Origin of the sequence: Streptomyces sp. NPDC020299 (genome assembly GCF_044387825.1) — a bacterium.
In the GTDB taxonomy this organism is placed as follows: Bacteria; Actinomycetota; Actinomycetes; order Streptomycetales; family Streptomycetaceae; genus Streptomyces.
In genome coordinates, this window is the sequence record NZ_JBIRWL010000016.1 from 183072 (window position 1) to 208638 (window position 25567).

Annotated in this window: 28 protein-coding genes, 2 tRNA genes and 1 pseudogene; 7 read left to right on the plus strand and 24 right to left on the minus strand. The window is 70.1% G+C overall.

The window, feature by feature from the left end; translation table 11 throughout:
• Positions 1-16 precede the first annotated feature (16 nt).
• Positions 17-958, plus strand: a complete 942-nt coding sequence (locus tag ACH45E_RS34045; protein ID WP_361456728.1) for a hypothetical protein — start codon at positions 17-19, stop codon at positions 956-958.
• A gap of 63 nt (positions 959-1021) precedes the next feature.
• Here ACH45E_RS34045 and clpX read toward each other — a convergent pair whose 3' ends face one another.
• The 5 genes from clpX to ACH45E_RS34070 all read right to left on the minus strand — a co-directional run bounded on the left by clpX (position 1022) and on the right by ACH45E_RS34070 (position 5914).
• A complete protein-coding gene (clpX, locus tag ACH45E_RS34050; RefSeq protein ID WP_361456725.1) occupies positions 1022-2308 on the minus strand; it encodes an ATP-dependent Clp protease ATP-binding subunit ClpX in 1287 nt (428 codons plus the stop codon).
• Between the two features lie 192 nt (positions 2309-2500).
• Positions 2501-3166: an ATP-dependent Clp protease proteolytic subunit gene (locus ACH45E_RS34055; RefSeq protein ID WP_361456722.1), complete on the minus strand. Its 666-nt coding sequence runs from the start codon at positions 3164-3166 to the stop codon at positions 2501-2503.
• A gap of 73 nt (positions 3167-3239) precedes the next feature.
• A complete protein-coding gene (locus ACH45E_RS34060; RefSeq protein ID WP_361456776.1) occupies positions 3240-3848 on the minus strand; it encodes an ATP-dependent Clp protease proteolytic subunit in 609 nt (202 codons plus the stop codon).
• Positions 3849-4256: 408 nt separating this feature from the next.
• The gene (tig, locus tag ACH45E_RS34065; RefSeq protein ID WP_361456719.1) at positions 4257-5660 is read right to left on the minus strand and encodes a trigger factor; all 1404 of its coding nucleotides are present in this window, start codon (positions 5658-5660) and stop codon (positions 4257-4259) included.
• 177 nt (positions 5661-5837) lie between these two features.
• A tRNA-Pro gene (locus ACH45E_RS34070) sits at positions 5838-5914 on the minus strand.
• A gap of 163 nt (positions 5915-6077) precedes the next feature.
• Between ACH45E_RS34070 and ACH45E_RS34075 the strand changes: the two genes are divergently transcribed.
• Positions 6078-6148: transfer RNA gene (locus ACH45E_RS34075), tRNA-Gly, on the plus strand.
• A gap of 69 nt (positions 6149-6217) precedes the next feature.
• Here ACH45E_RS34075 and ACH45E_RS34080 read toward each other — a convergent pair.
• From ACH45E_RS34080 to ACH45E_RS34135, 12 genes are all read right to left on the minus strand, one after another.
• The gene (locus ACH45E_RS34080) at positions 6218-7387 is read right to left on the minus strand and encodes a site-specific integrase (RefSeq protein ID WP_361456716.1); all 1170 of its coding nucleotides are present in this window, start codon (positions 7385-7387) and stop codon (positions 6218-6220) included.
• Positions 7387-7593 carry an excisionase family DNA-binding protein gene (locus ACH45E_RS34085; RefSeq protein ID WP_361456713.1) on the minus strand — a complete coding sequence of 69 codons (207 nt, stop codon included), beginning with the start codon at positions 7591-7593 and terminating at the stop codon, positions 7387-7389. The genes ACH45E_RS34080 and ACH45E_RS34085 overlap by 1 nt, the downstream gene beginning before the upstream one ends.
• Positions 7586-8980, minus strand: coding sequence for a replication initiator protein RepSA (repSA, locus tag ACH45E_RS34090; protein WP_361456710.1), 1395 nt, complete (start codon positions 8978-8980; stop codon positions 7586-7588). The genes ACH45E_RS34085 and repSA overlap by 8 nt, the downstream gene beginning before the upstream one ends.
• Positions 8977-9213: a hypothetical protein gene (locus ACH45E_RS34095; RefSeq protein ID WP_361456707.1), complete on the minus strand. Its 237-nt coding sequence runs from the start codon at positions 9211-9213 to the stop codon at positions 8977-8979. Before ACH45E_RS34095 ends, repSA begins: the two co-directional genes overlap by 4 nt.
• 5 nt (positions 9214-9218) lie before the next feature.
• The gene (locus tag ACH45E_RS34100) at positions 9219-9401 is read right to left on the minus strand and encodes a hypothetical protein (RefSeq protein WP_361456704.1); all 183 of its coding nucleotides are present in this window, start codon (positions 9399-9401) and stop codon (positions 9219-9221) included.
• A 93-nt stretch (positions 9402-9494) separates the two neighbouring features.
• On the minus strand, positions 9495-9803 hold the full coding sequence (locus ACH45E_RS34105) for a SpdD protein (protein ID WP_361456701.1): 309 nt from the start codon (positions 9801-9803) through the stop codon (positions 9495-9497).
• A 16-nt stretch (positions 9804-9819) separates the two neighbouring features.
• On the minus strand, positions 9820-10008 hold the full coding sequence (locus ACH45E_RS34110; RefSeq protein ID WP_361456698.1) for a mobile element transfer protein: 189 nt from the start codon (positions 10006-10008) through the stop codon (positions 9820-9822).
• Position 10009: 1 nt separating this feature from the next.
• Positions 10010-10192, minus strand: coding sequence for a hypothetical protein (locus ACH45E_RS34115; RefSeq protein WP_361456695.1), 183 nt, complete (start codon positions 10190-10192; stop codon positions 10010-10012).
• 19 nt (positions 10193-10211) lie between these two features.
• On the minus strand, positions 10212-10865 hold the full coding sequence (locus ACH45E_RS34120) for a DUF2637 domain-containing protein (protein ID WP_361456692.1): 654 nt from the start codon (positions 10863-10865) through the stop codon (positions 10212-10214).
• Between the two features lie 5 nt (positions 10866-10870).
• A complete protein-coding gene (locus ACH45E_RS34125) occupies positions 10871-11062 on the minus strand; it encodes a hypothetical protein (protein ID WP_361456689.1) in 192 nt (63 codons plus the stop codon).
• A gap of 11 nt (positions 11063-11073) precedes the next feature.
• A complete protein-coding gene (locus ACH45E_RS34130) occupies positions 11074-12414 on the minus strand; it encodes an FtsK/SpoIIIE domain-containing protein (protein ID WP_361456686.1) in 1341 nt (446 codons plus the stop codon).
• A gap of 2 nt (positions 12415-12416) precedes the next feature.
• Positions 12417-12746 carry a hypothetical protein gene (locus tag ACH45E_RS34135; protein WP_361456683.1) on the minus strand — a complete coding sequence of 110 codons (330 nt, stop codon included), beginning with the start codon at positions 12744-12746 and terminating at the stop codon, positions 12417-12419.
• Positions 12747-12933: 187 nt separating this feature from the next.
• Here ACH45E_RS34135 and ACH45E_RS34140 point away from each other — a divergent pair, with 187 nt between their 5' ends.
• Positions 12934-13692 (plus strand): GntR family transcriptional regulator, encoded by a 759-nt coding sequence (locus ACH45E_RS34140; RefSeq protein ID WP_361456680.1) that lies wholly within the window; start codon positions 12934-12936, stop codon positions 13690-13692.
• Here the strand turns inward: ACH45E_RS34140 and ACH45E_RS34145 are convergent, their stop codons facing one another.
• Entirely contained in the window at positions 13693-14349 is a 657-nt protein-coding gene (locus ACH45E_RS34145) for a nuclease-related domain-containing protein (RefSeq protein ID WP_361456677.1), read from the minus strand.
• Positions 14350-14959: 610 nt separating this feature from the next.
• On the opposite strand from ACH45E_RS34145, the gene ACH45E_RS34150 reads away from it, so the two are divergent.
• Both ACH45E_RS34150 and ACH45E_RS34155 read left to right on the plus strand, forming a co-directional pair.
• Complete coding sequence (locus tag ACH45E_RS34150; RefSeq protein ID WP_361456674.1) at positions 14960-15775, plus strand: sulfite exporter TauE/SafE family protein; 816 nt, start codon at positions 14960-14962, stop codon at positions 15773-15775.
• 200 nt (positions 15776-15975) lie between these two features.
• Positions 15976-16545, plus strand: a complete 570-nt coding sequence (locus ACH45E_RS34155) for a hypothetical protein (protein WP_361456671.1) — start codon at positions 15976-15978, stop codon at positions 16543-16545.
• Between the two features lie 221 nt (positions 16546-16766).
• On the opposite strand, the gene ACH45E_RS34160 is transcribed toward ACH45E_RS34155, so the two are convergent.
• Both ACH45E_RS34160 and ACH45E_RS34165 read right to left on the minus strand, forming a co-directional pair.
• Positions 16767-18935 carry a PQQ-binding-like beta-propeller repeat protein gene (locus ACH45E_RS34160; protein WP_361456668.1) on the minus strand — a complete coding sequence of 723 codons (2169 nt, stop codon included), beginning with the start codon at positions 18933-18935 and terminating at the stop codon, positions 16767-16769.
• Between the two features lie 58 nt (positions 18936-18993).
• Positions 18994-19188: a hypothetical protein gene (locus tag ACH45E_RS34165; protein ID WP_361456665.1), complete on the minus strand. Its 195-nt coding sequence runs from the start codon at positions 19186-19188 to the stop codon at positions 18994-18996.
• 515 nt (positions 19189-19703) lie between these two features.
• Here ACH45E_RS34165 and ACH45E_RS34170 point away from each other — a divergent pair.
• On the plus strand, positions 19704-20855 hold the full coding sequence (locus ACH45E_RS34170) for an acyltransferase family protein (RefSeq protein WP_399042131.1): 1152 nt from the start codon (positions 19704-19706) through the stop codon (positions 20853-20855).
• Positions 20856-20870: 15 nt separating this feature from the next.
• Here ACH45E_RS34170 and ACH45E_RS34175 read toward each other — a convergent pair whose 3' ends face one another.
• The 3 genes and pseudogenes from ACH45E_RS34175 to ACH45E_RS34185 form a co-directional block, all read right to left on the minus strand.
• On the minus strand, positions 20871-21341 hold the full coding sequence (locus ACH45E_RS34175) for an HD domain-containing protein (protein ID WP_361456659.1): 471 nt from the start codon (positions 21339-21341) through the stop codon (positions 20871-20873).
• Positions 21338-22047, minus strand: a pseudogene (locus tag ACH45E_RS34180) (ABC transporter permease); the annotation flags it as partial. The gene ACH45E_RS34175 and the pseudogene ACH45E_RS34180, both read right to left, overlap by 4 nt.
• Positions 22038-23216, minus strand: coding sequence for a PP2C family protein-serine/threonine phosphatase (locus ACH45E_RS34185; protein WP_361456656.1), 1179 nt, complete (start codon positions 23214-23216; stop codon positions 22038-22040). The gene ACH45E_RS34185 and the pseudogene ACH45E_RS34180, both read right to left, overlap by 10 nt.
• Before the next feature lie 162 nt (positions 23217-23378).
• Here ACH45E_RS34185 and ACH45E_RS34190 point away from each other — a divergent pair, with 162 nt between their 5' ends.
• Positions 23379-24632 (plus strand): GNAT family N-acetyltransferase, encoded by a 1254-nt coding sequence (locus ACH45E_RS34190; protein ID WP_361456653.1) that lies wholly within the window; start codon positions 23379-23381, stop codon positions 24630-24632.
• 17 nt (positions 24633-24649) lie between these two features.
• On the opposite strand, the gene ACH45E_RS34195 is transcribed toward ACH45E_RS34190, so the two are convergent.
• The gene (locus tag ACH45E_RS34195; RefSeq protein WP_361456650.1) at positions 24650-25468 is read right to left on the minus strand and encodes a DNA-formamidopyrimidine glycosylase family protein; all 819 of its coding nucleotides are present in this window, start codon (positions 25466-25468) and stop codon (positions 24650-24652) included.
• Positions 25469-25567 lie beyond the last annotated feature (99 nt).

A 25567-nucleotide genomic window follows, 5' to 3' on the forward strand; every position in this document is an offset into this window, starting at 1 on the left:
GGAGGGGAACCCAGAAATGAGTCACAACCAGCCGGGCCCATACGGCCAGCAGCCGCAGCAGCCTGGACCGTACGGCCAGCCGGGGCCCTACGGCCAGCAGCCGCCGCAGGCTCCGCAGCCCGGCTACGGCTACCCCCAGCAGACGCCCCCGCCGCAGCCCGGCTACGGCTACCCCCAGCAGACGCCCCCGCCGCAGCCCGGCTACGGCTACCCGCAGCAAGGCGCCCCGCAGCAGCCGAACCCGTACGGCCAGCAGCCCTACCCCACCGTCCCGCAGCCGCCCGTACCCGGAGGCGGCAAGAAGAAGACGGGATTGATCATCGGCGGAGTGGCCGTCGTGGCCGCGATCGCGGTGGGGGCGTACTTCGTCATCGGCGGAGGCGGCGGCTCGGACATCGCCGACGACGGTCCGCACAAGCTGATCACTCCGGACACGGTGCTGACCGAGTACAAGAAGAGCGACGACGCCGGCGGTCCCATGTCGAAGGACGACCTGAAGGACGCCGAGTCGTGGGGGGTGAAGAACGCCAAGGACGTCAGCGCCGGCTATCAGGTGAAGAACGAGGACAACCCGCTGGCCGGCAAGATGCTGACCTTCGGCGGCGTCTACGGCACCATCGACGACCCGGAGAAGGCTATCGACGGCCTCTTCGCCTTCACGAAGAAGGACGCCGCGAAGGATGACGTCACCTTCGAGGGCAGCCCGAAGGAGTACAAGCCCAGTTCACTCGACGGCGCGGTCCTCAAGTGCCAGAGCGCCAGCGCCAAGAACGACTCGAGCAGCTCGTCCGTGGCGAAGACCATCAAGTTCACGTTCTGCGTATGGGGCGACCACAGCACGCTCGGCATGGTGATGCCCATGGAGTACGCGGACATCGCCGCAGGCAAGGCCACTGATCCGTCCGCTGCTGCGGAGATGACTGCCAAGTTCCGCAACGAGGTCCGCGTCAAGGCCTGAGGCCTGCCCAGCATCCCCGTTGCAGAAGGCGGCTCGTGACAACAACGAGCCGCCTTCTGACGCTTACGCCGTCTTCTGCTCGCCCGAGCCCCGCCCGCGGGCGTCCCGGGGGATCAGGGTCGGGTTGACGTTGGAGTGGACGACGTCGGCGGTGATGACGACGCGGGCCACGTCCTTGCGGGACGGGACCTCGTACATCACCGACATGAGGACCTCCTCCATGATGGCGCGCAGGCCGCGCGCGCCGGTCTGGCGGAGGATGGCCTGGTCGGCGATGGCCTCGAGGGCCTCGCGTTCGAAGTCCAGTTCCACGCCGTCGAGTTCGAAGAGGCGCTGGTACTGCTTGACCAGGGCGTTGCGGGGCTCGACCAGGATCTGGAGCAGGGCCTCGCGGTCCAGGTTGTGGACCGAGGTGATCACCGGGAGACGGCCGATGAACTCGGGGATCATGCCGAACTTGACCAGGTCCTCCGGCATGACGTCCTCGAAGACGTCCTTGGACTCCAGCTCGCGCTTGGAGCGGATCGTCGCGCCGAAGCCGATGCCCTTCGCGCCGGCCCGCGACTCGATGATCTTGTCCAGGCCCGCGAAGGCACCGCCCACGATGAACAGGACGTTCGTCGTGTCGATCTGGATGAACTCCTGGTGCGGGTGCTTGCGGCCGCCCTGCGGCGGCACCGAGGCGGTGGTGCCCTCGAGGATCTTCAGGAGGGCCTGCTGTACGCCCTCGCCCGAGACATCCCGGGTGATCGACGGGTTTTCGCTCTTTCGGGCTACCTTGTCGATCTCGTCGATGTAGATGATCCCGGTCTCGGCCTTCTTGACGTCGTAGTCCGCCGCCTGGATCAGCTTGAGGAGGATGTTCTCGACGTCCTCGCCGACGTACCCCGCCTCCGTGAGCGCCGTCGCGTCGGCGATCGCGAACGGCACGTTCAGCATGCGGGCCAGGGTCTGGGCGAGGAGCGTCTTGCCCGAACCCGTGGGGCCCAGCAGGAGGATGTTGGACTTCGCCAGCTCGATGGCGTCGTCCCGGCCCTGGGCCCCGCCGTTCTCACCGGCTTGAACCCGCTTGTAGTGGTTGTACACCGCGACTGAGAGCGCCTTCTTGGCTGCCTCTTGTCCGACTACATAACCCTCGAGGAACTCGTAGATCTCGCGGGGCTTGGGGAGTTCCTCCCAGCGCACCTCGCTCGTCTCCGCGAGCTCCTCCTCGATGATCTCGTTGCAGAGATCGATGCACTCGTCGCAGATGTACACACCGGGCCCTGCGATGAGCTTCTTGACCTGCTTCTGGCTCTTGCCACAGAACGAGCACTTGAGCAGATCGCCGCCGTCACCGATGCGTGCCACGGTGTGCTTCCCCTTCGCCTGGGAGACGCCTGGACGCTACGAGTCCAGCGGCTCCTGGTGCTGCCTTATTCCGACGGTACCTTGCCGGGCCCCCCGTTCGGGCCCCCCTTGGCACGGTTCACTTTGACGTGCACCTTTCCGCGCACGGGGTCAAATCGTGCCAAGGGTGGCAGACGACAACATCACCCCGCGTCAGCGGACGGATTCGTTGTTCATCTTCCGGGTCGAGATGATCTGGTCGACGATGCCGTACTCCAGAGCTTCCTCGGCCGTGAGGATCTTGTCCCGCTCGATGTCCTCGCGGACCTGCTCGAGCGGCCGGTTGGAGTGCTTGGCCAGCATGTTCTCCAGCTGCTCACGCATCCGCGTGAACTCGTTGGCGATGATCTCCAGGTCGGAGAGCTGCCCGCGGCCGGTGGAACCGGCCGGCTGGTGGATCAGCACACGGGAGTTCGGCAGCGCCATGCGCTTGCCCGGCGTACCGGCGGCCAGCAGGATGGCCGCGGCGGAGGCCGCCTGGCCCATGCAGACCGTCTGGATGTCCGGCTTCACGAACTGCATCGTGTCGTAGATCGCCGTGAGGGCGGTCATGTCGCCGCCGGGGCTGTTGATGTAGATCGAGATGTCCCGGTCGGGGTCCATCGACTCCAGGCACAGCAGCTGCGCCATGACGTCGTTGGCGGAGGCGTCGTCGATCTGGACGCCGAGGAAGATCACGCGCTCCTCGAAGAGCTTCGCGTACGGGTCGTACTCGCGGACACCCTGGGAGGTGCGCTCGACGAAGCGCGGGATGACATAGCGGGCGTCGGGTCGGGGGCCGTCGTAACGGGCGTCGGCGGCGCCGGAGAAGTTGGTCATGAGGGTGTTCACCGTCCTGGTGGCGTTCGGGGGGCTGGAGTCTCGGCGGTGCGTGGCGTGGCCGGGCCTGGCGTCATGATGCGCCGGTGCCGCCGCCTCCCGGAACGCCGGAGGCGTTCGTGATGATCTCGTCGATGAGACCGTACTCCTTGGCCTCGTCCGGGGTGAACCAGCGGTCGCGGTCGGCGTCCCGGAGGATCGTCTCGACCGACTGGCCGGAGTGGAACGCGGTCAGCTCGGTCATGGTCTTCTTGGTACGCAGCAGGTACTGGGCCTGGATCTTGATGTCCGAGACCGTACCGCCGAGGCCCGCGGAGCCCTGGTGCATCATGATGTCCGTGTGCGGCAGAGCGAAGCGCTTGCCGGGGGTACCACCGGTGAGCAGGAACTGACCCATCGAGGCCGCCATGCCCATGCCGATCGTGACCACGTCGTTCGGGATGTACTGCATGGTGTCGTAGATCGCCATACCGGCCGTCACCGAACCGCCGGGGCTGTTGATGTAGAGGTAGATGTCCTTGGTGGGCTCGGCCGCGAGGAGCAGCAGCTGCGCCGTGATCTTGTTGGCGATGTCGTCGTCGACCTGCTGGCCGAGGAAGATGATCCGCTCGCCGAGCAGCCGGTTGTAGACCTGGTCGCCGAGGCCACCACCGATGGAGGGCTCGCCGGCGGCGGAGGGCATCAGATTCGTCACGTATCCACCTGCTCGTCTTACGACGGCGCCGGGCCGTCTCACGTGTTCCCTGCGTAATCCCTGCCAGGGGCTGGGGCGGGTTCGGGGACTCCCCTGCCCCCGTATTCATGGACCCTAACGCGCGGGCCCCTTCGGGGAATCCCGTGGAAGGGGGTGTTCGCCGGGGGCGTAGCGGCGGCCTCCGCCGGATCGGCGGGTGCGGCGGCGGTGCGGCGGCGGTGGGGCAGCGGTGGAGGCGGTGCGGCGCCGGTGCCGGGTGCGGGTGCGGCGCGGCTTGTCGCGCCCCGCTGCGGGGCCGCCGTCGACACGGCTCCGCGCCCCTTGGGGACGCGAGCGGGCCCCGGGGAGCACATGTCCCCGGGGCCCGCTCTGAGTGCTTCAGAGGCGCTGCAGGGCTCAGCCCTCGGTCTTCTCCTCGGAGGCCTCGGCAGCCTCGGAGGCCTCCGCAGCCGGGGCCTCGGCCTCGGTCTCGGCGGCCTCGGTCTCCTCCTCGTCGTCCAGGTCGACGATCTCGCCGTTGGTGTCCTTCACCGTGGCGGCCTCGACCACGACGGCCAGGGCCTTGCCGCGGGCGACCTCGCCGACGAGGAGGGGCACCTGGCCGCCCTCGACGACGGCCTGGGCGAACTGGTCGGGGGACATGCCGGAGGAGGCGGCGCGCCGCATGAGGTGCTCGGTGAGCTCCTCCTGGTTGACGTTGAGCTTCTCCACCTTGACCAGCTCGTCGAGGACGAACTGGGTCTTGATGCCCTTGACCGCGGCCTCGCGGGTCTCGGTCTCGAACTCCTCCGCGGTCTTGCCCTGGAGCTCCAGGTACTTGTCGAGGTCGAGGCCCATCTGGCCGAGCTGGTGGTGCTCGAGGTTGTGCTTACGGGTGTTGATCTCGTCCTCGAGCAGCTTCTCGGGGACGGGCACCTCGACGAGCTCCAGCAGCTTGTCCAGGACGCGCTCCTGGGCCTGCGTGGCCTGGTCGTACTGCTTCGTGCTGGCCAGCCGCTTGCGGCTGTCGGCCTTCAGCTCCTCGAGCGTGTCGAACTCCGAGGCGAGCTGCGCGAAGTCGTCGTCCAGCTCGGGCAGTTCGCGGGCGGCGACCTGGGTGACCTTGACGGTGACCTCGGCCTCCTGGCCCGCGGCCGAGCCGCCCTTGAGCTCGGAGGCGAAGGTGGCCTCCCCACCGGCCTCCAGACCCTTCACGGCGTCGTCGATGCCGTCCAGCAGCTCGCCGGAGCCGATCGTGTAGGAGACGCCCTCGGCGACGCCGTCCTCGAGGACCTCGCCGTCGACCTTGGCCTGGAGGTCGATGGTCACGACGTCGCCGTCCTCGGCGGCGCGCTCGACCGGGGAGGTGGAGGCGAAGCGCTCGCGCAGCTGCTCGACCGCCTTCTCCACGTCCTCGTCGCTGACCTCGACGGCGTCGACCTCGACCTCGATGCCCGAGTAGTCCGGGATCTCGAGGGCCGGGCGGATGTCGACCTCGGCGGTGAAGTTCAGCGTCTCGCCGTCCTTCAGCTCGGTGATGTCGACCTCGGGCTGGCCCAGCGGGCTGAGCTCGGCCTCGTTGACCGCCTCGGTGTAGAACTTCGGCAGCGCGTCGTTGACGGCCTCCTCCAGCACCGCACCGCGGCCGAACCGCTGGTCGATGACACGGGCGGGGATCTTGCCCTTGCGGAAGCCCTTCACCGTGACCTGCTGGTTGATCTTCTTGTACGCCGCGTCGAGGCTGTCCTTGAGCTCCTCGAAGGGCACCTCGACAGTGAGCCGAACCCGGGTCGGGTTCAGGGTCTCCACGGCGCTCTTCACGGTTCGGTCTCCTTGTGGCTGACTTCTTGGTTTCTGCCGATCCCGACAGGTCCGGCGGATTTCGCCGCCCGGTGGAGTTCGAGGCCGAGTGGGCCGGGACACACGGGCGCGCAGCTTGCATAGTAACCGCAGCCGCTCAGCGCCCCAAAAGGCGATCATCACGGTGACGTGAGTCTGTGGTCGGGGTGGCGGGATTTGAACCCACGGCCTTCCGCTCCCAAAGCGGACGCGCTACCAAGCTGCGCCACACCCCGTGCTGGTGCGACACGTAGGGTACATGCCCGGGCCGTTCACGTCGGCCGCTTTCCCGCACGACCGCCCCCGCGGAAACCCCGCAGACCAACGCGTTGGCCTGTGCGGCATGCGACCCGCTACGATGCCTGTGTCGCCGCGGTCCCGGACCTGCGGCGCACGCGTGCGGGCGTAGCTCAATGGTAGAGCCCTAGTCTTCCAAACTAGCTACGCGGGTTCGATTCCCGTCGCCCGCTCTGTACGGCTCAGGGCCAGGTCAGAGGATCATTCCTCCGCCTGGCCCTGAGTGTTTCCGGGAGTCCCGGTCAGTCCGCCGTGTCCCCCGCGTGCCCCTCGGGCTCTGGATCTTGCTTCTCGTCGCCCGTCCGGGTCTTCCTGCGCCCCTTGTCGACCAGGGCGCTCAGCGCGTCGGCGATCAGCCGGTCACGGTCCGCACTGGCGTGCTGGTAGATCAGCGCGGCGCGGGCGGTGCTGTGGCCCATGCGCGTCATCAGCTCCCGCGTGCTGGCCCCCGTCGAGGCTGCGAGGGTGTTGCCCGTGTGCCGAAGATCATGGAAGTGCAGGCCCTTGACCCCGGCATCGTCGCAGGCCTTGTGCCACAGCCGGTTGAAGTGGTTGCGCCGCGGGGTCGCCCCCTTGGCACCGACGAAGACCCGGCCGTCCGCACCCGGCTCAGCGAACCGCTCCAGGTGATCACGAATGTCGGAAACGATCGCGGTCGGGACCGTCACCGTGCGCTTGCCCGCCGCGCTCTTGGGAGCCTTGATCTGGCGCTGGCCGTTGTTCAGCTCAGCGACGGCCCGGCGGACGCGCACGGTGCCGTGGTCGAGGTCGACATCCCGGCGGTGCAGCCCGATCAGCTCGCCCCAGCGCAGACCGAGGAAGCCAGCCATGAGCACGAGCGCCCGGTAGCGGGGCTGGATCGCGTCGGCCAGGTCGTAGACCTCCTGCACGGTGGCGGTCGGACGTTCCGGGGTGTGCACGGTGCTCGCACCCTTGATCGTGCATGGGTTGCGCCGGATCATCTGATCGTCGACGGCCGTGCCCATGATCGCGCGGAGCAGGGCGTACGCCTTGGCGACGGTGGTCGGCCCGGTGCCGGCGGCGAGCTTGTCGGCACGCCAGCGACGCACGAGCGGAGGCGTGATCTCCGCGACGTTGGCGGTGCCGAGGACGGGCTCCAGGTGCTGACGCAGGAGCGAGCCGTAGAGCTGCCGTGTGGTGGCGGTCAGCTCGCGTTCCTCGATCCAGGCAGCGGCGTACGAGCCGAACGGCACCTTCCCCGCGTCCGGGTCATGCCAGTCGCCACGGCGCAACTCGGTCTGTTTGTCGGCCAGCCAGTCATCCGCGTCCCTCTTGGTGCGGAACGTCTCCGGAGCGGGCCGCAGGAGGCCGTCAGGGCCGACGTAGCGTGCCTGGTAGCGACCCGAGGGCAGTTTGCGGACGCGGCCGAACTGTCGGCGCTTACCGGCCATCAGGCAGCCACCCCCTGGGCGCCACCACGGCGGGGCTCGATCGTGTTCGCGACGATGAAGGCCCGAACGGCGCTCTCAGGGATGCGGACGTGCCTCCCCACCTTCACGTAGGTGATCCGCCGCTCCTCGATCAGCCGGCGGGGGAAGCGCACGGTCGTACCGAGCAGTTCGGCGACCTGGTCAACGTTCAGGTAGCGCTCATGCATGGTCGTACGCCCCTTCCGGGTCGAGGTCTGCGAGCGCCTCCCGGGCCGTCTCGCGGTTGAGTTGGATGTCCCGGCGGATGTTGGCGGCGAGCCAGGATTCGCCGGGGGTGTGGCCGTGGCCGGCGTAGGCCCAGTGGGCGAGGGTGAAAGTGGTGGCTTCCTCGTCGTCGGGGTCGGGCAGGCCGAGGGCTTCGCGTTGCTGGGCGGCGCGGTAGTCGGCACGGACCTGACGAAGGGCGCCGAGGGTGGTGGAGTAGCGGCGGGACTTGGTGGAGAAGTGGCCGCGGAAGCCGAGCATGTGTGCCCAGTCGCGGAGCTTGCGGTCCGGGTAGAGCGGGTGCAGGTCGAGGCAAGCGGCGATGAGCCGGGCCGGGTGCTCCGGGACGCCGAGCAGGTCAAGGGCCTCTTTGTTGCCGATCCGGCGGTCTACGGTGCCGGTGGTTTCGGCGGCTTTGGTGGCGTACTTGGCTACGTAGGAGGCGACTGCCTGTTCGGTGATCTCTTCGCCATGGCCGAAGGCGCCGATCGGCTGTACGTCAAGCTGAGTGCCCCACCGCAGAGTGCGGGCCGGCTGGTCGCCGACCGGGGGCACGTCGACAGCGACGCGGGCAGTGGCGGCGTGGATCGCGTCGGTGAGCAGGTCGAGGGTCGCCCAGGCCGGCGGCGGATCGTCGGGCCCGTCCGGTCCGTCGAAGCGGATCACGGCATGGAAGTGGACGGCCCCACGCTTCTGGTACTCGGCGACCTTGCCGAAGGAGACACGCGACTGTTCCCGGGCATCCTTCTGGGTCAGGCCGGCCCGGCGGGCGATCTCGCGGCGCAGGTAGATCGTGAAGTAGCGCCACAGCTCCGAGGCGTGGTTGTTCCACAGCACGGCGCCCGCGTAGTCGTAGGTGTCCGGGTCGAGCGGTGTGCCCAGTTCCGGGGCGTCTTCGGCGTGGTGGGTGCCGCAGCGGCAGGGCCGGTTGCCGGGCCGGTTGTGGACCGGGCCGAACGAGGCCGCGGTGAGGGTGGCGAAGACGCGGGGATGGTCGTGGATGGTCTCGGGTGTGCCCTTGGCGGGGTCGCCGACGAGGCCGGCGCGGATGAGGTGATAGGTATCCCCGGCGTACGTCCAGGCGCAGGAAGGGCAGCGGGAGGCCCGGCGGTTGCCGCAGGCGAGGCGGAGCACGCCTCCGGGCTCGTGGTCGGTCGAGTACGAGTGCAGGACCTGCCCGGTGGCCGCGTCGCGGGTGACGGTGGAGCCTTGCAGACGGATCGGGTCGGTGCAGCCGCCGGTGCGGCGGATCTGGTCCTGGATGCGGTCGAAGCCGGTGGACCCGGCCAGCCTCAGCACGTCGGCGAGGGTGGCCGGGTCCAGGCCCGCCGCGGGGGCGGAGTCGGTCATCCCCTGCCCTTCTTGTGGGCGGGGCCATGGTTGGTCTCGTAGTCGGCGATCACGTCGGTGGCGCGGGAGCCGGTGGCGGAGTCGGACTTGCCGCAGCCGCCGCAGTGGTAGGAGGCCTTCGGCGTGGTGGCGGTGGTCTTCCACCAGCGGCCGGGGTCGTCGTGGCGGCGGTAGATCGGTTCGGCTGCGATGTGCAGTCCGGGCGTCTTCTCGTTCGGCGTCAGGTCGGACACGGCGCTCACCTCCCGGTCCGCGCGAGGGAGCCGGCGGGGGTGGTGTGGCCGGTGCCCTTGCAGGCCGGGCAGGTGACGGTGAGGGTGGCGCGGGTGCCGTCGGCGTGGCGGGTGCCGGTGGTGATGGCGGCGGTGGCGAAGCCGTCGCAGTCGCGGCAGACGCGCATGGTCCGGGCGTGCTGAGGCATGATGAGGCTTCCCTTTCGGGTCCGTTGGATCTGGAAGAGGTGCAGGCGCCCGGAGCGGCGGAAGTTTGGCGACCGAGGCCGCTCCGGGGGCCGTTAGCGCTGCTTGTTGACGTCCTTGATCAGCGCCTTGAGGACGACCGCGACCACGGCCACCGACGTGGCGGTGATGGCGACCGCCAGCAGCATGGAGACCAGGACCGCGCCGACGACCAGGACCACGGCGGTGCCGCCGCCGACCAGGGCGAGCACGGTGCCCGGGGTGAGCTGAACCGTGGGCCGGTTCGAGGCCGGGACGACCGGCACCGGGGCCGGCGTGGCGGCGGCGGGGACGTTGTCCGTCGTGGGCGCCGGGGTCGGGACCGTGGGGGCGGTGTCCGGGGGCGGGTACTTGGGCGTGAACACGGGATCGTTCCTCCTGTCAGGGGTTGCAGCGGTGGGTGCGGGCGGCGAGTTCGGCGGCGGAGCGGTCGGCGTAGTCGCCGGAGAAGCCGCAACCGGGGGCGTTGCAGGCGGCGGTGTGGCGGGTGCGGCCCCGGCCGTCGTGGTAGGTGGCGACGGTGACCGGGCCGAAGCGGCGCACGTCGCGGAAGCGGCGGAAGACGGCCATGTCAGCTCTCCCGCCGCAGCGTGCCGCCGGGGAACTCGTCGAGGATGCGGGCCGCCTCGGTCGGGTCCGGGGTGCGGTCGGCGGCTTCCTCGGCGAGCATCCGGGCCAGAGCCGGACGGCCGGAGTCGGCCATCTCGCGAGCCGCGTCCAAGTAGTCGGCAGCGCGGTTGAAGGTCTGCGGCATGGGCTGTTTCCCTTTCACGTCAGGTGAGTTGGAGTTGTGCGGCGATTGCCTGGCAGGTCGGGGCGGGCAGGCCGAGCCGGGCGGTGAGCGCGTCGGCGGTGATCCGCTCACCCGTGCTGGTGTGGTGTGCGTCGGCGATCGAGCGGGCGTGTTCGAGCAGGGCCGGCGGAACGGCCGCAGTACTGGCGGGCGGCTTCGGCGGTACCGGGGCCAGCTCCGGGACCGAGGCCGGGGCCGGGTCGGGTGCGTCGGTGCGCTGCATCTCGACTTCCGGCACCGCCGGATCGTGGTCCGCTTCCGTGTCCGGCAGGGCCGGGGCGGGGGCGTGGACCAGAAGGGTGCCGCCGAGGAAGGCGAGGGCGGGCCAGCCAGCGACGAGGATGCGCAGCCAGGCAGGAACGTGGTGCAGGTCGAGCAGCCCGGCCGTGGCGACGTTGGCACCGAGCGAGGCGCACAGGGCGATGGCGAACCAGGTCCAGGAAGCCCCGTCCCGGCCGGCGCGCAGCCGACGCCAGGCGGCGACCAACAGCAGGTCGACCGAGACCGGATAGGCCCACGCCTTCCAGCCGGACTGTCCGGCCGCCGCTGCCAAATCGTGCAGGTGCGCGAAGGACAGGGCACCGGCGATCACGGCTTGGATCAGGACTGCATCTGGACGGATCGAGCGAGACACGGTCATCACTCCCCGCCCGCCGGGACTTCCCCGGTTCCCAGGCAGGCCAGGCAGATCCCCGCCTGCTGGCCCACCGTCCGGTGACGCCGACCCACTCGAACCGTGGTCGGCACCGAGCCGGTACCGCCGCACTCCGAGCACGCCTTGACCGCCGGGACGGGCGGAGCCGTGCGCTTGGTGGTCTTGCGAGCAGCCATGGCGGTCCCTCCTACTCGGTGACCGGGCGGGGCTTGACCAGGGACGGGCCCGGAGCGGTGACCGGGTCGGGCACGTCGGGGCGAAACGGCGCCAGCGCGGGCAGACTCGGCACCAGGTGCGCGTACTGCCGGCAGGCGGCGACCGCCTCGGAGCGGGAGACGTGCGGGGTGCGGATGCGGGACCAGCCCCCGGAGGAGTCACCGGCCACCGCCGTTCCCGGGCGGTCCGCGCGGATCAGGCCGGCCGCCGGGACCGCGTCCGGGGCCACGTCGGCCAGGCCCATTTCGGCGGTCTGCTTGTCGTTGACCCGGTGCACCACCCGCCCGGTGAGCTGCGCGCGCAGCATGGTCGCACCCCTGCCCAGCTCGGAGCCGAAGCGCTGCCCGCACACCTCCAGGTAGATCCCGACCGCGCGGGACATCTGTGCCAGGCGGATCAACGCCGTCACGAGCCGTTCGCGGCGTTCCTCGTCCTTCTTGGACGCGATCAGGAACAGTTCCGCGATCTCGTCGACCAGGACCACGACGGGGACCGGGCGCGCCTTCTCGGGCAGCTCCCACAGGTCCGACACCCCGTGTCGGGCCAGCAGGTCGAACCGGTCGCCCATCTCCCCGACCAGAGCGTCCACGAGGGCGGAAGCCTGATCCGGGGTGGTCGCCAGCGCCGACAGCCGAGGCCCGTACGCGGTCTGTTCCACACCGCGCTTGCAGTCGATCCCGACCAGCGCGACCGGCAGCGACGCCAGCCCCTTGATGAGCGAGCGCTGGTAGACCGACTTCCCCGACTGGTTCGCGCCCAGGGTCAGCGCGTGCGGCACGGCCCGGTAGTCACGGGCGAACACTGTCCCGTCGTCCCGCAGAGCCACCGGCACCACCAGGCCATCCGCGCGGGCCGAGCGGGGCAGGCGCACCCGGTTGAGAACGTCGTAACCGGTCATCCGCAGTTCGACGAAGCCCGGCTTGGTCTCCGCCACGGTGACCGCGTGGACGCCCCAGGCGTGCCGCAGCCGCTCCGAGGCTGCCGCGATGTCCGCCGGTTCCAGGCCGGCCGGAAGCCGCAGCGTCACCCGCAGCCCCGTCGACGTACCCCGCACCCGGCGCACCTTCGGCGGGACCGGCAGCACCTCCCGACGGGCCACGTTCCGCGTCACGAACGCCCGGAACCCCGACGGCTGCACCGTCAGCCCGCACACGTCCATGGTCGAGCGGTACGACCAGGTGAACCGGGCCCAGGTGACCGGCAGGCCCACCAGCGACCAGTACACCCGCGGGGCCCGCACCTTCGCGTAGCCGAGGCCGCCGGCCCCCGCGAGCGCCCCCGTGGCCTCCAGCCACACCGTTGCGTCGGTCATGGTCAGGCCACCGAGGTGATCGCGACCGCGCGGAACGAGATCCCGTGCCGCTTCTGGCCGTTGAACTCGTTCTCCCAGTCGCGGGCCTTCAGACCGATCACCTTCACCGGCATGCCCGGCGCCAGACCCTCCGGGTAACCCGTCTCCGGGATGGTCACCTGGTAGAGGTTCCCCTCCCCCTCGTCCGAGACCAGCAGGCCCACCGTCGACAGGGCCGCACCGGTCTCCCGGTCCATGGCCCGCTCACCGGTCTTGGCGTTGGCCAGCTTCGGCGTCGGCGCGGTCGCCACGAACACCACAGCGGTCGAAGTGTCGATTTTGAAGGACGGCATGCGTCACTCCTCGTTCCTGGAGGCCGCCTGACGCGACCTCTCTAGACATCTCCATTTGAGCGTTCATCTCTAGAGACGTCAAGAGAGATGTCTAGAGACGTTGAGGGTCGCGGATCTCGGCTACACGGAGAGAGCGGGCGGCGCACCCGTGACCTAAGCTGTCTAGAGAAGAGAGGAGGGCTTCGAAATGGCCACCACCGACGACGACCGTCGGCCGAAGTACCAGCGGATCGCGGACTCCCTACGCGAGGCGATCCAGTCGGGCGAGTACGGTCCCGGTGATCGGCTTCCGGGCGAAAACGACCTGATGGCCGCGCACGGCGTGGCCCGCATGACGGCCCGACAGGCATTGAGTGTGCTCCGTGACGAAGGCGTCGCCGAGGCCCGCAAGGGCGCCGGCGTGTTCGTCCGGGCGTTCCGGCCGCTTCGGCGCCGAGGCATCCAGCGACTTTCCCAGCAGCAGTGGGGCAGCGGCCGTTCCATCTGGTCCGCGGACATCGAAAACCGCGCGCTCGAAGTGGACCAGGTCACCGTGTCGGAGGAGGGGGCCCCCGACCACATCGGCGCGGTCCTGGAGCTGGCCGACGAGGAGACCGTGTGTGTGAGGCGCCGGCGCTTCGTCTTGGATGGGAAGCCCGTTCTGCTCGCGACGAGTTACCTGCCCACCTCAGTGGTTGCAGGGTCGGCGATCACTGAGGAGAACACCGGACCCGGCGGGACGTACGCCAGGCTTGCCGAACTCGGCTACAAGCCCGTGCACTTCCGCGAGGAGATCCGCTCACGCATGCCGTCGAAGGACGAGGCGGCGCAGTTGAACATCTCCTCGGGTACGCCGGTCATTCTCATCTGCCGCACCGCTTTCGCGGACGAGGGCCGCCCCGTCGAGATCAACGAAATGACGCTTGACGCTGCCTCGTACATCCTGGAGTACGACTTCGACGCCTGATCAACTGGCCCAGGTCTGAGCCCTTCGCGCCACACCGTAGATGTGGGCCACCTGGTCGGTGGAGAGCGTCGGCGAGAGCCCCGACAGAGCCTGGTCGAGGTGTTCGACAGCCAGGACGAGCACCGGAGGGTTCGCCCCCTTGACGGTCAGTTTCGACGCGTGCACGACGGAGATCACCGGACGGACGGGAACGTCGACTCCGCAGCGCTGAGACAGGATGCGGGACACGCGGCGCGCTTCAGACTGGCTGATTGCGATGTGACGGGTGGGAGCGCCGTTCACCGTGATGGCACGGTCGCCGTACCAAACAGCCTTGCCTCGGTGCCGTTTGGAGTTGATGGCGAAGACGCCGGCGGGGCCGATGGTGAGGTGATCTATGTCCGCGCCGCTCGCCCACTGGATGGCGTGGAGAGTGAACCAGCCACGGCCCCGTAGTCTGCTCAGCTTCCGGGCGGTGAGCCGTTCGCCTGTGAGTCCGTCCACCCAACTCCGGATCTCCGAACGGGGCCGCCAACGGTCGACCAGCCGCAGTGCTCGATTCGGCTGCAACTCGTGGATCTTGCGGCGCACCGCGTCGCCCGGCCGGTTCCGCGCCAAGTCATCCGGTAACGGCTGCACCCTGCCCCCCTTCGCGTGCCATCGCTGCCAGATCACCACGGAGGCATGACCAGGGCCAAGACCCGTATCGGCCATGAGCTGTTACAGGTTTCTCTACCTCATCAAGCCCCGGCTGCGCTCCGCTCCGCCGGGCGCGCTTCCCGGCTCTGGCCGCGCCCGCGCTCCTGCCTTCGGCCCGCTCGGCGCGGCCGACGCCGACGCGCGCCCACATGTGGATAGGGCCGGAAGCCATGAGTCGATCACCGCATAGCGCGGCCCACGGTCAAGACGATGCCTCCGGCGGGGGATCGGCCGGCACCGGGATGGAGGGGGCGCCGTTCCCGACTGCGGGTCCGTAGTGGCGTGCGTGGGGCGCTCCCATCCCGACCACCGTCGACCCAGGCAGAGCCGAGCAGACGCGGCTCATGGCGTCCAGGTCGTTCGTACAGTGGCGCGCTCCACCTGGACGCCATGAACCACGCCCGCTCCACGGTGTGTGGGTCGACGGCGGACGGGATGGGAGCTGGGGAGGGTGGTGGGTTGAGGCTGGAGGGTGCCGGCGGAGTGGTTCAGAGGAGCCGACGAAGAGCGAACAGGCCTTCCGGACCTTCGCCTGAAGGCTGGCCAGCGCCGTAGCGATCACGGCTCCCTGCCAGGGAGGATGCCTGCCATGGCCGTAAACCAGGATCTTGCTCCCACACGTTCGTCGCGCTCGATGCCGTTGGCGTTCGTCGCGGGAGGAGCGGTCGGGATCCTCGGCGGCATGATCGGTCTGGGTGGCGCAGAGTTCCGGCTGCCGCTACTAATCAGCCTGTTCGGATTCGCCGCTCTCTCAGCAGTGATCCTCAACAAGGCCATGAGCCTGGTCGTGGTCCTGGCCGCGCTCCCCGCTCGCCTAGCAGCAGTCTCGGCATCCGAGCTGGCCTCGCATTGGACCATCGCCGCCAACCTGCTGGCCGGGAGCCTGTTGGGCGCCTGGGCCGGAGCCACGTGGGCGGTCCGGATGCGCAGCTCCACCCTGTACAAAGTGCTTGCCGCGCTGATGGTGCTCATGGCCGCAGCCCTGATGGTCACCCACACCACGGCCCTGGGAACCCTCTCACTGCCTCTGTGGGCCCAGGTGCCCATCGGAGTCCTGGCAGGCTTCGGCATCGGAGTAGTCGCCGCGATCATGGGCGTGGCCGGGGGCGAGTTGCTGATCCCGACGATCGTGTTGCTGTTCGCGGTCGACATCAAGACCGCAGGGAGCCTGTCCCTGCTCGTGTCGTTGCCGACCATGCTGGTTGCCTTCGCCCGCTACAGCCGTGATGGCAGCTTCGCAGTCCTGCGCGCCAATCTCCCCTTCACCATGGTCATGGCCGGAGGGTCGATCGTGGGTGCGTTGCTGGGCGGCCTGCTGGTCGGGGTGTTCTCCGAGATGGTCCTCATCCCCGTACTGGCCGTGATCCTGCTGATCTCCTCGATCAAGCTCGCCCGCCACGCGTAGGCCTGTGTCAAGGGGATCGTGCAGCCCTGACATCAGCAGCTGACACCAACAACCGCGAACGAAGCCGATCGGCGTCGAACCTCCACGGCCTGTCGATACAGGGCTAGGAGGCGTTCGCCAACGTCGATCAGTCGGTGTGATCGACCTGATAAGGATGAGGCCGCAGGTTCAAGTTCACGATCGCCGGGGGGATGCGGCGCATGACGGAGTACACGTGGCCGAATGGCGTGGATGATCCGACGTCCGAGGACATAAGACGCGCCTGGCCAGCGACCATGACCGCACTGCCAGTGGGCGCCCGCGTAACCGGCAGGGTCATCGGCCGGCAGCGCTTCGGCGTGTTCGTGAAGATCGATGGGGCGCCGTACGCCCTGGGCCTGGCCGAGATCGGTGGCTCACCGCCTGGAACTGTCCCTCCCCGGCTCGGGTTCATGATCAGTGGGAGCGTTGTCGACCATGCGGAGCACAACTGCCAAGTCAAGCTCAGGCTCGATGACTGGGGAGACGAGCGCGAACCCCTCCCACTGACAATTAACGAGCGCCTTGCCGACCGCGAGGCCCTGAGCGGCTTCCTGAGGCGTCTGCGGCAGGACTTCGAAGCGAGCGGCGACCAGTGGGAGAACCGAACGCTAGACCGCTTCCTGGAGGCTCTGGAAGCGTGGGTGGGCGACGCCCCGGGGTGGTACGCGAACCACGGCCAAGAGCTACCGGCCGGCGGTGACTGGACGTTCATAGCTCGGGCCCTGAGCGCAGCGCGGTTCTACGAGTGACAACGTGCCCCCTGCGTGCCCGATGAGGAAGCGGCCGACGGGGAACAGCGGGGAGTCCGGGCGAACGAGCCAAGAAGCCACAGGTCTGCGTCTCGCCAGATCAGGCCGAATGCGCGTACGCGATCTTCCAAACTAGCTACGCGGGTTCGATTCCCGTCGCCCGCTCTGTACGGCCCTGGGGCCCGGTTTCCGTTTCGGCGGGGCCGGGCCCCTGGCGTTTGCTACAGGTTGTTGATGTCCGCGGAGTAGACGGCGCGGATGCCGTACGGGACGTAGACGGCGTCGCCGCGGACCAGGGGGGTCGAGCCCACGTACACGAAGACGGGGTCCGTGCGGGCGTCGCGGCCGGGGAGGCTGTGCCGTTCCCTGCCGGTGCGGCGGTCCAGGGCGGCGAGGCGGCCGCCGGGGGAGACGACGAGGACGTAGGCGTCGCTGACGGCGGGCGGGCCGGGGCGTTCGACGGAGGAGCGGGTGTCCCACAGGGTGCGGCCGGTGGCCGGGGTGACGGCGCGGACCTCGCCGCTGTTGAGCGTGAAGTAGAGGGTGCCGCGGAGCACGGTGGGCGTGGAGCCGGACGGTACGGCGCGGGCCAGCGGGACGATGTGCGGTGAGCGGTCGCTCACGTCGAGCAGGGTGAGGCGGTGGTAGGCGGGGCCCGAGGCGTCGTCGGGGGCGTTCGGGGACGCGAGGAGGACCAGACGGCCCACGGACCGGCCGGCCAGGGTGAGGGCGCCGTCCACCGTGGCGGTCCACCGGGCCTTGCCGTCGGCCGGGGCGACCTCGGAGATCCGGGTGTGCTTGCCCTTGGGGTCGACGCACAGCAGGTAGCCGTGGCCCGCCGCGGTGCGGACCTCGCAGGTGTCCCTGGCGGGCGTGGTGCGCTTCCAGCGGGGTGTGCCGGTGGCGGTGTCCAGCAGCGAGTACGTTCTGCCGTCCGGGCCGTAGGTGATGATCGGCCCGTCGGCCGTGACGGCCGTGCTGCCGTCCACCGCGGACAGCTCCCGGTCGCCGACGGGCATGTTCCAGCGCACCTTGCCGGTGCGGGCGTCGAGGGCCTGGAAGACGTAGTCGTCGACGTCGGCCGGGCGGGCCTTGGTGTTGGCGACCACGTAGACGTCGTGGCCGTGGGTGCCGAACACTCCGCTGTCGGGGATGCTCCCGCTGCTGCCGGTCGGGTCGGGGTGGTCGGCCACCGGATGGCTCCATTCGACCTTGCCGGTGGTGAGCGAGAAGCGGACGGCCTTGATGCTGTCACCGGCGCAGATCAGTCCGCCGTCGAGCGCGGTGCAGGACGGGAACGCCGCGCTGGGGCTGGTCGCCTTGTCGAGGTCCTTCGCCTGCCAGGCCCGCCAGCCCGCCGGCAGGTCCCTGTGGGTACTGCTGCCGTCGCCGGCGCCCGTCAGCCGCAGCGTGGTGACGGAGGCGGCCGCCGCCAGCAGGAGGGCGGCGCCCGCGATCGCCGCGGTCCGGAGCCTTCGGCGCCGGGCGGGCGGGCTCTGCGGCGCGGTGTCCTTCCGGGTGTCGTCCCGCGTGCCCTCCCGTGTGTTCACCCGTGTGGGCTCCTGACGCGGGTGCGGCAGGCTCCCGTCGCGCAGGAGGCGGAGGAGGTCGTCGGGGGTGGGGCGGGACTTCGGGTGCTTTTCCAGGCAGAGGCGGACGAACGGGAGCAGCTCGGCGGGGACGCCGTCGAGTTCCGGCTCGCCCTCGACGACCCGGGTCGCCGTCTCGTAGGGGCTCGGGCTGTCGAACGGCCCGCGCCGGGTGGCGGCGTACACCAGGACCGCGCCGAGGGAGAAGATGTCGGCGGCCGGGCCGACCTCGTGCGGGGAGGAGAACTGCTCGGGGGACATGAAGGGCGGGGTGCCCATGACGCGGCCGGTCTGGGTGAGGGCGTCGGCGGAGGCGGACTCGGCGGCGCGGGAGATGCCGAAGTCGATGACGCGGGGGCCGTCCTCGGCGAGCATCACGTTGGCCGGTTTCAGGTCGCGGTGGACCACGCCGGCCCGGTGGATGTCGCGCAGCGCCTCGGCGAGGCCGGCGGCGAGTTCGCGCAGCCGGGGCGGGGGCAGCGGGCCGTGCCGGCGGACGTGGGTGCCGAGGTCCTCGGCCGGGATGTAGAGCGTGGCCATCCAGGGGCGCGGGGCGTCGGCGCCGGCGTCCACGACGGGCGCCGTGAAGGCGCCGCTGACCTGGCGGGCGGCGGCCACCTCGCGGCGGAAACGGGCGCGGAACTCGTCGTCGTCGGCGTACTGGCCGTGGACGACCTTCACGGCCAGGCGGCGGCCGGAGGCGGAGCGGGCGAGGTAGACCACACCCATGCCGCCGCTGCCGAGGCGGTCCTCGATGCGGTAGCCACCCACCTCCGCCGGGTCCGAGTCGCGCAGCGCCATCGCCGTACGTCCCCCCGTTGTTCCGTTGTGTCGCGTGCCGCCGACCGCGGACCGCGGGTCAGAAGCTGATGGAGTTGATCGATTCCGCCAGCGAGTTCAGGAACCGCTGGATGGACGGAGCCATCCCGGTCGAAGCCAGGAAGAAGCCGAAGAGCACCGCGACGATGGCGGGGCCGGCCTTGATGTTCCCCCCTCTGATCAGCACTACAAGGATGATCGCCAACAGCAGCACCACGGACAGTGAAATGGCCACAACTGATCACACCCTCGGTCGGTCCGCACTCCCGGAACCATCGTGCCACCAACCGGGCCGTCCTATGCGGCACGTGACACAACGTCGGCTGCGCCCGCTCCAAGTCCGGGGCTCCGCACAGTAATTCGAGGCGCCACCCGCGCCCGTATCCAACGGGACCCCACAGGGAATTACACGACTTCGTTTCCCTGTCCACACATCTCGTGCGCGGGTAATTCGAATTGTTGGCACAGAGACGACGTTATGCACCAATTAGTCGGTATGAATCGGGACATCAGGGTCATCTCGCGTCGCCTCGCGGACCGTTGCGACCCATTGATGTGCTCACCGTCACGTGGACAGACAGGTCAACTTTGTTGAATCCGGGGGTACCCGCAGCCTGTTAACCAGGAATGACACACGGGGTTTTACGAAATCCCACAGCCGACGCTAGGGTGCCTGAGATGTTTGACGCCGCCTCGTCCCCCGGCCAGCACCGAAGGCCACTCCCCCCGGCACAGTCGCCGACGGAAGGAGTGCCCAGTCCGCGTACCCCGACGGGCGCGCAGCAGTCACGGCAGCAGCCGACGCAGTCGACACAGCCGACACAGGGTGACAGACCGGGCAAACAGCGCGACGCGTTCTTCGACAACGCCAAGTACCTGGCGATCGTGCTGGTCGCCATGGGCCACTCGTGGGAGCCCCTCAAGGGCGACAGCCGCATCCTCGAGGGCCTGTACACGGTCGTGTACGCCTTCCACATGCCGGCGTTCATCATCATCTCCGGCTTCTTCTCGCGCAGTTTCGACATGCGCCCCGACCGGCTGAAGCGGCTGATCACCGGCGTCGCCGTGCCGTACATCGTGTTCGAAACCGCCTACCCGCTCTTCAAGCGGTTCGTCGACCACTCCCCCGGCCAGGAGATCAGCCTCCTCGACCCCTGGTACCTGACCTGGTTCCTGTGCGCCCTGTTCATCTGGCGGCTGACCACGCCCATCTGGAAGCTGATCCGCCGGCCGCTCCCGGTCGCGCTCGGCATCGCCATGCTGGCCTCCGTCACCCCGAGCATCGGCGACGACCTGGACCTGCAGCGTGTCCTGCAGTTCCTGCCGTACTTCGTGCTGGGCCTGTGCATGAAGCCCGAGCACTTCCAGCTGGTGCGCCGCCCCTGGGTGCGGGCCGCCGCCGTGCCGGTGTTCGCGGCCGCGCTGGCGGTCGGCTGGTGGGCGGTGCCCCGGATGAGCACCGGCTGGTTCTACCACCGTGACTCCGCGCAGGAACTGGGCGGGCCGTGGTGGTCGGGGCCGGTCATGGTGATCGCGATGTTCGGCTGCTCGCTGCTGCTGACCGCCTGCTTCTTCGCCTGGGTGCCGGGCCGGAAGACGTGGTTCACCTCGCTGGGCGCGGGCACGCTGTGCGGCTACCTGCTGCACGGCTTCCTGGTGAAGTTCGCCGACTACCGGGGCTGGTTCGACCCCGCGGCCCTGCACCGCCCGCTCGGCGAGATCCTGGTGACCGTCCTCGCCGCCACCGCCGTCACCCTCCTGTGCACCAGCCCCGTACGGCGCGTGTTCAGCTTCGCCATGGAGCCGAAGATGGAGTGGGCGTTCAAGCAGGACGCGGCGGAACTCGCCCGCGAACGCCAGCAGAAGGAACGGGAGCGCGAGCGCGAGAAGGTCGGCGTCTAGCCCCCGTAGTCTCCGTCATTCCCCCGGGCACTCCCCCAGACCGAGAAGTGCGCGCATCCGCGTGTACTTCTCGGTCAGCCGTTTCCGGGTCGCTGCGTCCAGCACGGCCAGCCGTTCCGGGTCCGCGTTGTGGGCGAGGTCGGCCTCCTTCACCAGCAGCGCGCCGGGCGTGGCGAGGATGCGCCGGGCGTACGCCTCCGGTCCCTCCCCCGTCCGCTTGGTGACCGCCAGCACGATGTCCTTCGTACGGCGGCTCAGCGCGGCCCCCGCCAGCCACTCCCCCGAGAGGGCGTCGTCCTCGACGGCGTCGTGCAGCCAGCCCGCCGCGATCTGCGCCTCGTCGCCGCCCCGGGCCCGCACACCTTCCGCGACGGCCCGCAGGTGCTCGGCGTACGGCCGCCCCGCCTTGTCGGTCTGCCCGGCGTGGGCGGCGCACGCCAGGGCCTCCACCTCGGCGAGGGGCATCGGGGAGCGCGTCTCGGTCATTCCCCCAGTGTCTCCCGGCGCAGCGCGGCCCGGGCCGGAATGCTCGCCGCGGCCAACCCGAGCACCACGACACCGCCCGCGAACGCCCCGTACACCAGCGGCGGTATGTACGGCCCCTGTCCCGTCAGTCCCTGGATCATCGGCACCAGCGTGGCCAGCGCGATCGCCGTGCCCAGGCCGATGCCGGTGAGGGCTACCAGCAGGGCCTCCCAGCGGATCATGCGCAGGATCTGCCGGCGGGTGGAGCCGATGAGCCGGAGCGTGCCGAGCTCGCGGCGCCGGTCGAGGACCGTCATCACCAGCGTGTTCACGGCGGCCACGGCGGCGAACCCGCCGAGCACGCTCGCCATCACGGCGTTGGCCCAGGCGTTCAGCTCCCGGTCCAGCGACCGGGCGGTGGTGTATCCGCCCGGTCAAGCACCGTCCCCAACGGCGCCAGCTGACCGGCCAGCGCGGCGCGGCCGAGGGTGACCTGCGAGAGTCCCATGCCGCGCGCGTACGTCGCCACGACCAGCGGCGTGGCCCTGGTCCCGTCGGGCAGGTACAGGCGCAGCCGGTCACCGACCCCGACCTGCGTGCTCTGCGCGAGGGAGGCGTCCAGCGCCACCTCGCCGGGCCGCAGCGACAGCCGCCCCCGCCGCACCCCCAGATCCTGTACGGCGGTCAGGTCCCGCACGGTCCCCGTGACGGCACGTGTCAGCGGGCCTGCTGGGCGGACGGGCCTTCCCGGCAGATCAGCAGCAGCGCCCGGTCGTCGTTGACGTCCTTCGCCACGGCCTCGATGAGGTGCCAGGCGGCTCCGTGGAAGCCGCCCGCGACATAGCGGTCGGCCTCGCCGGTGAGGCGGTCGATGCCCTCGACGATGTCCCGGTCGGACGTCTCCACCAGGCCGTCCGTGAACAGCATCAACACGTCTCCCGGCCGCAGCGATCCCTTCACGGGGTCGAACTGGGCACCGTCGTACACACCGAGGAGCGGGCCCTCGGCGGACTTCTCCTCCCAGCGCCCGCTGCCCGCGCTGAGCTGCAGGCCCGGCGGATGCCCGGCCGAGTACAACTCGTAGTCCCCGGAGTCGAGATCCAGCACCAGATGGATCGAGGTCGCGAAACCCTCGTCCCAGTCCTGGCGCAGCAGATAGCCGTTGGCCGCCGGCAGGAAGGCATGCGGCGGCAGCGAGCCCAGCAGCCCCCCGAACGCCCCCGACAGCAGCAGCGCCCGCGACCCCGCGTCCATGCCCTTGCCGGACACGTCCGTGAGCACGGCCTCCAGCGTGCGCCCGCCGTTGGTACGGGCCGCCACCACGAAGTCACCGGAGAAGGACTGCCCGCCCGCGGGCCGCAGCGCCATCTCCCGGTGCCAGCCCTGCGGCAGCTTCGGCAGCTTGCTCTGCACCCGGATCCGCTCGCGCAGGTCGAACAGCATGGTGCCGCCGCGCCGCCACGGCACGCCGACCCGGCTGCGGAACTGCGCGGTGAGCAGCCCGAAGAACCCACAGGCGGCGACCACGAGCACCACACCCGGCGTGACCCTGGAGGGCCCCTCGGTGTACGGGCCGAGCCGCACCGACTCCACGATCAGCGCCGTGGCCGCCGCCGCGTACAGCCCGAGCAGGCTCGCGGGCCGCAGCAGCAGGCCGCCCGCGACGATCGGCAGCACCAGCGTGGCGGGCGAGCACCACACCGAGTTGGCGAGGGTCACCGACGCGAGCACCGGGATGGTCAGCAGCAGCCCGGCCAGCGCGATCCAGTCCGAGCCGTCGCCGCGGAAGTAGTCCACCGCGCTTCTGCGCAGCCCGACGCGGGCCCGGTGCCACTGCATCTTCCACCGGGCCGTGAACGTCTCGGCCTTCGAGCGCCGCGCTCGTCCTGCTGCCATTAGTTCGGGACCCTATCCATCGGACCAGGTGCTTGGCACGGGAGGTCCGACTTATCCCCCTTCCGAGGTTCAACGTCACAGTCAACTTCACAGAGTGCCGTCCCGCCGCGACCCGGGGGAAATTCGTTCGCCCACCCCACGATCCGCTGGTACGCATGGTCCATGGGGACAGACAGCGCGAGTAGCCCTTCGACCGATCTGCGGGTGCTGCGGCCGGAGGACTGGGACCATTGGTACGACAGCCTGCTCCGGGCCTTCGGCGGGGTTCCGGAGGCGGCCGAGGAGCGGGAACTGTGGAACTCCCTCACAGAGACCGAGCGTTCGATCGGCGCCTGGGACGGTGACGCGGTCGTCGGTACGGCGTCGGCCTTCGGTTTCCGGCTGACGGTGCCCGGTGGGGCGTCGGTCCCGGCCGCGGGGGTCACCATGGTCGGCGTGGCCGCCACGCACCGGCGGCGCGGTGTGCTCACCTCGATGATGCGGCGGCAGTTGGACGACGTACGGTCCTGGGGATGGCCGCTGGCGGTGCTGACGGCGTCCGAACCGGCCATCTACGGGCGGTTCGGCTACGCCGCGGCGACGTACAACGTCAACGCGCGGATCGACACCACCCGGGTACGGCTGACGGTGCCGCCCGGCACCGACGACGTACGGCTGCGGTACGCCGCGCCGGCCGATGTCCTCGACGCGTGCGAGGCGCTGTACGCCCGGCGGGTGCCGCTGCGGCCGGGAATGGTGGCGCGGTCGCCCGGCTGGGAGCGGCTGATGCTGCTCGACCCGGCGAGCGAGCGGGACGGGGCGTCGCCCTTGCAGTGCGTGGTCGCCGAGCGGGGCGGGGAGTTGGTGGGGTACGCCCGTTTCCGCATCAAGCCGGACTGGGAGCCGGCCGGGCCCAAGGGGACGGTGCTGCTGGAGGACCTGGAGGCGCTGGACCCGGCGGCGCACGCCGCGCTGTGGCGGTTCCTGTTCGGCATCGACCTGACCACGGTGATCGACGCGCGGCGGCGGCCGGTGGACGAACCGTGGCAGTACCTGGTGTCGGACGTCCGGCGGTGCGAGCTGCTGGTGCGGGACTCGCTGCACGTGCGGATGGTGGATGTGGGCGCGGCGCTGGCGGCGCGCACGTACCAGGCGCCGGTGGATGTCGTGTTCGAGGTCGAGGACTCCTTCTGCCCCTGGAACGCAGGGCGTTGGCGGCTGACCGGCGACATGAAGGGCGCGTCCTGCGAGCGGACCGAGGAAGCGGCCGATCTCGCGCTTTCCGTCCGGGAGTTGGGGGCGGCGTACCTGGGCGGTGTCCCGCTCGCCGCGCCGGCGGCGGCCGGGCTGGTGCGCGAGCTGCGGGAGGGGGCGCTGGCGGAGGCTTCGGTGGGGTTCGGGTCGGCGGTGGCGCCTTGGCTGCCGCACGGGTTCTAGACCTCAGGGTTTTCGCCTCAGGGTTTTTGGCAGGTCGGGCACCAGAAGAGGTTGCGGGCGGCGAGGTCGGCGGTGCGGATGCCGGTGGCGCAGATGTGGCAGGGCTGGGTGGCCCGGCGGTACACGTACACCTCGCCGCCGTGGTCGTCGACGCGGGGCGGGCGGCCCATCGCCTCGGGGGTGTGCTCGGGGCGGACGGTGTCGATGCGGTTGTCGCGGACGCCCTCGCGCATGAGCCCGACGAGGTCCGCCCAGATCGCGTCCCATTCGGCGGGGGTGATGTCGCGGCCCGCGCGGTACGGGTCGATGCGGTGCCGGAAGAGGACCTCGGCGCGGTAGACGTTGCCGACGCCGGCGATGACCTTCTGGTCCATGAGGAGCGCGGCGATCGTCGTACGGCTGCGGGAGATGCGGCGGTACGCGGACTGCGGGTCGGCGTCCGTACGGAGGGGGTCGGGGCCGAGGCGGTCGTGTACCGCCTGCTTCTCGGCGTTCGTGATCAGGGCGCAGGTGGTGGGGCCGCGGAGGTCGACGTACGAGGTGGCGTTCGCGAGGCGGAGGCGGACGGTGTCCGTGGGCGGGGGTGCGGGGGCGTCACCGAAGGTGACCTTGCCGAAGAGGCCGAGGTGGATGTGGATCCAGTCGGTGTCCTCGGGGTCCCGGAAGCCGAGGAAGAGGTGCTTGCCGTGGGCTTCGGTGTGGGTGAGTTCCGTGCGGGTGAGGAGTTCGGCGGCGTCTGTGAACTTGCCCTGGGGGCTGGTTACGTGGGGGGTCGTGCCGGAGAACCGGGCGGCGTAGTCGTGCGCCAGCCGGTGAATCGTGTGCCCCTCTGGCACGGTGCGGTCCCCTTTCTCGGCCGTTTGTTTCCCACCCGCCCACCCATGACGGCCAACTGGGAGGTTGCCGCACCCTGGGGCTCCGCCCCAGACCCCGGG

Bases quoted from the DNA above. Each gene is read 5' to 3' on its own strand.
- ACH45E_RS34045 (WP_361456728.1), top strand. From the start codon at position 17: ATGAGTCACAACCAGCCGGGCCCATACGGCCAGCAGCCGCAGCAGCCT.
- ACH45E_RS34055 (WP_361456722.1), bottom strand. From the start codon at position 3,166: ATGACCAACTTCTCCGGCGCCGCCGACGCCCGTTACGACGGCCCCCGA.
- ACH45E_RS34060 (WP_361456776.1), bottom strand. From the start codon at position 3,848: ATGCCCTCCGCCGCCGGCGAGCCCTCCATCGGTGGTGGCCTCGGCGAC.
- ACH45E_RS34080 (WP_361456716.1), bottom strand. From the start codon at position 7,387: ATGGCCGGTAAGCGCCGACAGTTCGGCCGCGTCCGCAAACTGCCCTCG.
- ACH45E_RS34085 (WP_361456713.1), bottom strand. From the start codon at position 7,593: ATGCATGAGCGCTACCTGAACGTTGACCAGGTCGCCGAACTGCTCGGT.
- repSA (WP_361456710.1), bottom strand. From the start codon at position 8,980: ATGACCGACTCCGCCCCCGCGGCGGGCCTGGACCCGGCCACCCTCGCC.
- ACH45E_RS34100 (WP_361456704.1), bottom strand. From the start codon at position 9,401: ATGCCTCAGCACGCCCGGACCATGCGCGTCTGCCGCGACTGCGACGGC.
- ACH45E_RS34110 (WP_361456698.1), bottom strand. From the start codon at position 10,008: ATGGCCGTCTTCCGCCGCTTCCGCGACGTGCGCCGCTTCGGCCCGGTC.
- ACH45E_RS34115 (WP_361456695.1), bottom strand. From the start codon at position 10,192: ATGCCGCAGACCTTCAACCGCGCTGCCGACTACTTGGACGCGGCTCGC.
- ACH45E_RS34125 (WP_361456689.1), bottom strand. From the start codon at position 11,062: ATGGCTGCTCGCAAGACCACCAAGCGCACGGCTCCGCCCGTCCCGGCG.
- ACH45E_RS34130 (WP_361456686.1), bottom strand. From the start codon at position 12,414: ATGACCGACGCAACGGTGTGGCTGGAGGCCACGGGGGCGCTCGCGGGG.
- ACH45E_RS34135 (WP_361456683.1), bottom strand. From the start codon at position 12,746: ATGCCGTCCTTCAAAATCGACACTTCGACCGCTGTGGTGTTCGTGGCG.
- ACH45E_RS34140 (WP_361456680.1), top strand. From the start codon at position 12,934: ATGGCCACCACCGACGACGACCGTCGGCCGAAGTACCAGCGGATCGCG.
- ACH45E_RS34150 (WP_361456674.1), top strand. From the start codon at position 14,960: ATGGCCGTAAACCAGGATCTTGCTCCCACACGTTCGTCGCGCTCGATG.
- ACH45E_RS34155 (WP_361456671.1), top strand. From the start codon at position 15,976: ATGACGGAGTACACGTGGCCGAATGGCGTGGATGATCCGACGTCCGAG.
- ACH45E_RS34160 (WP_361456668.1), bottom strand. From the start codon at position 18,935: ATGGCGCTGCGCGACTCGGACCCGGCGGAGGTGGGTGGCTACCGCATC.
- ACH45E_RS34175 (WP_361456659.1), bottom strand. From the start codon at position 21,341: ATGACCGAGACGCGCTCCCCGATGCCCCTCGCCGAGGTGGAGGCCCTG.
- ACH45E_RS34185 (WP_361456656.1), bottom strand. From the start codon at position 23,216: ATGGCAGCAGGACGAGCGCGGCGCTCGAAGGCCGAGACGTTCACGGCC.
- ACH45E_RS34190 (WP_361456653.1), top strand. From the start codon at position 23,379: ATGGGGACAGACAGCGCGAGTAGCCCTTCGACCGATCTGCGGGTGCTG.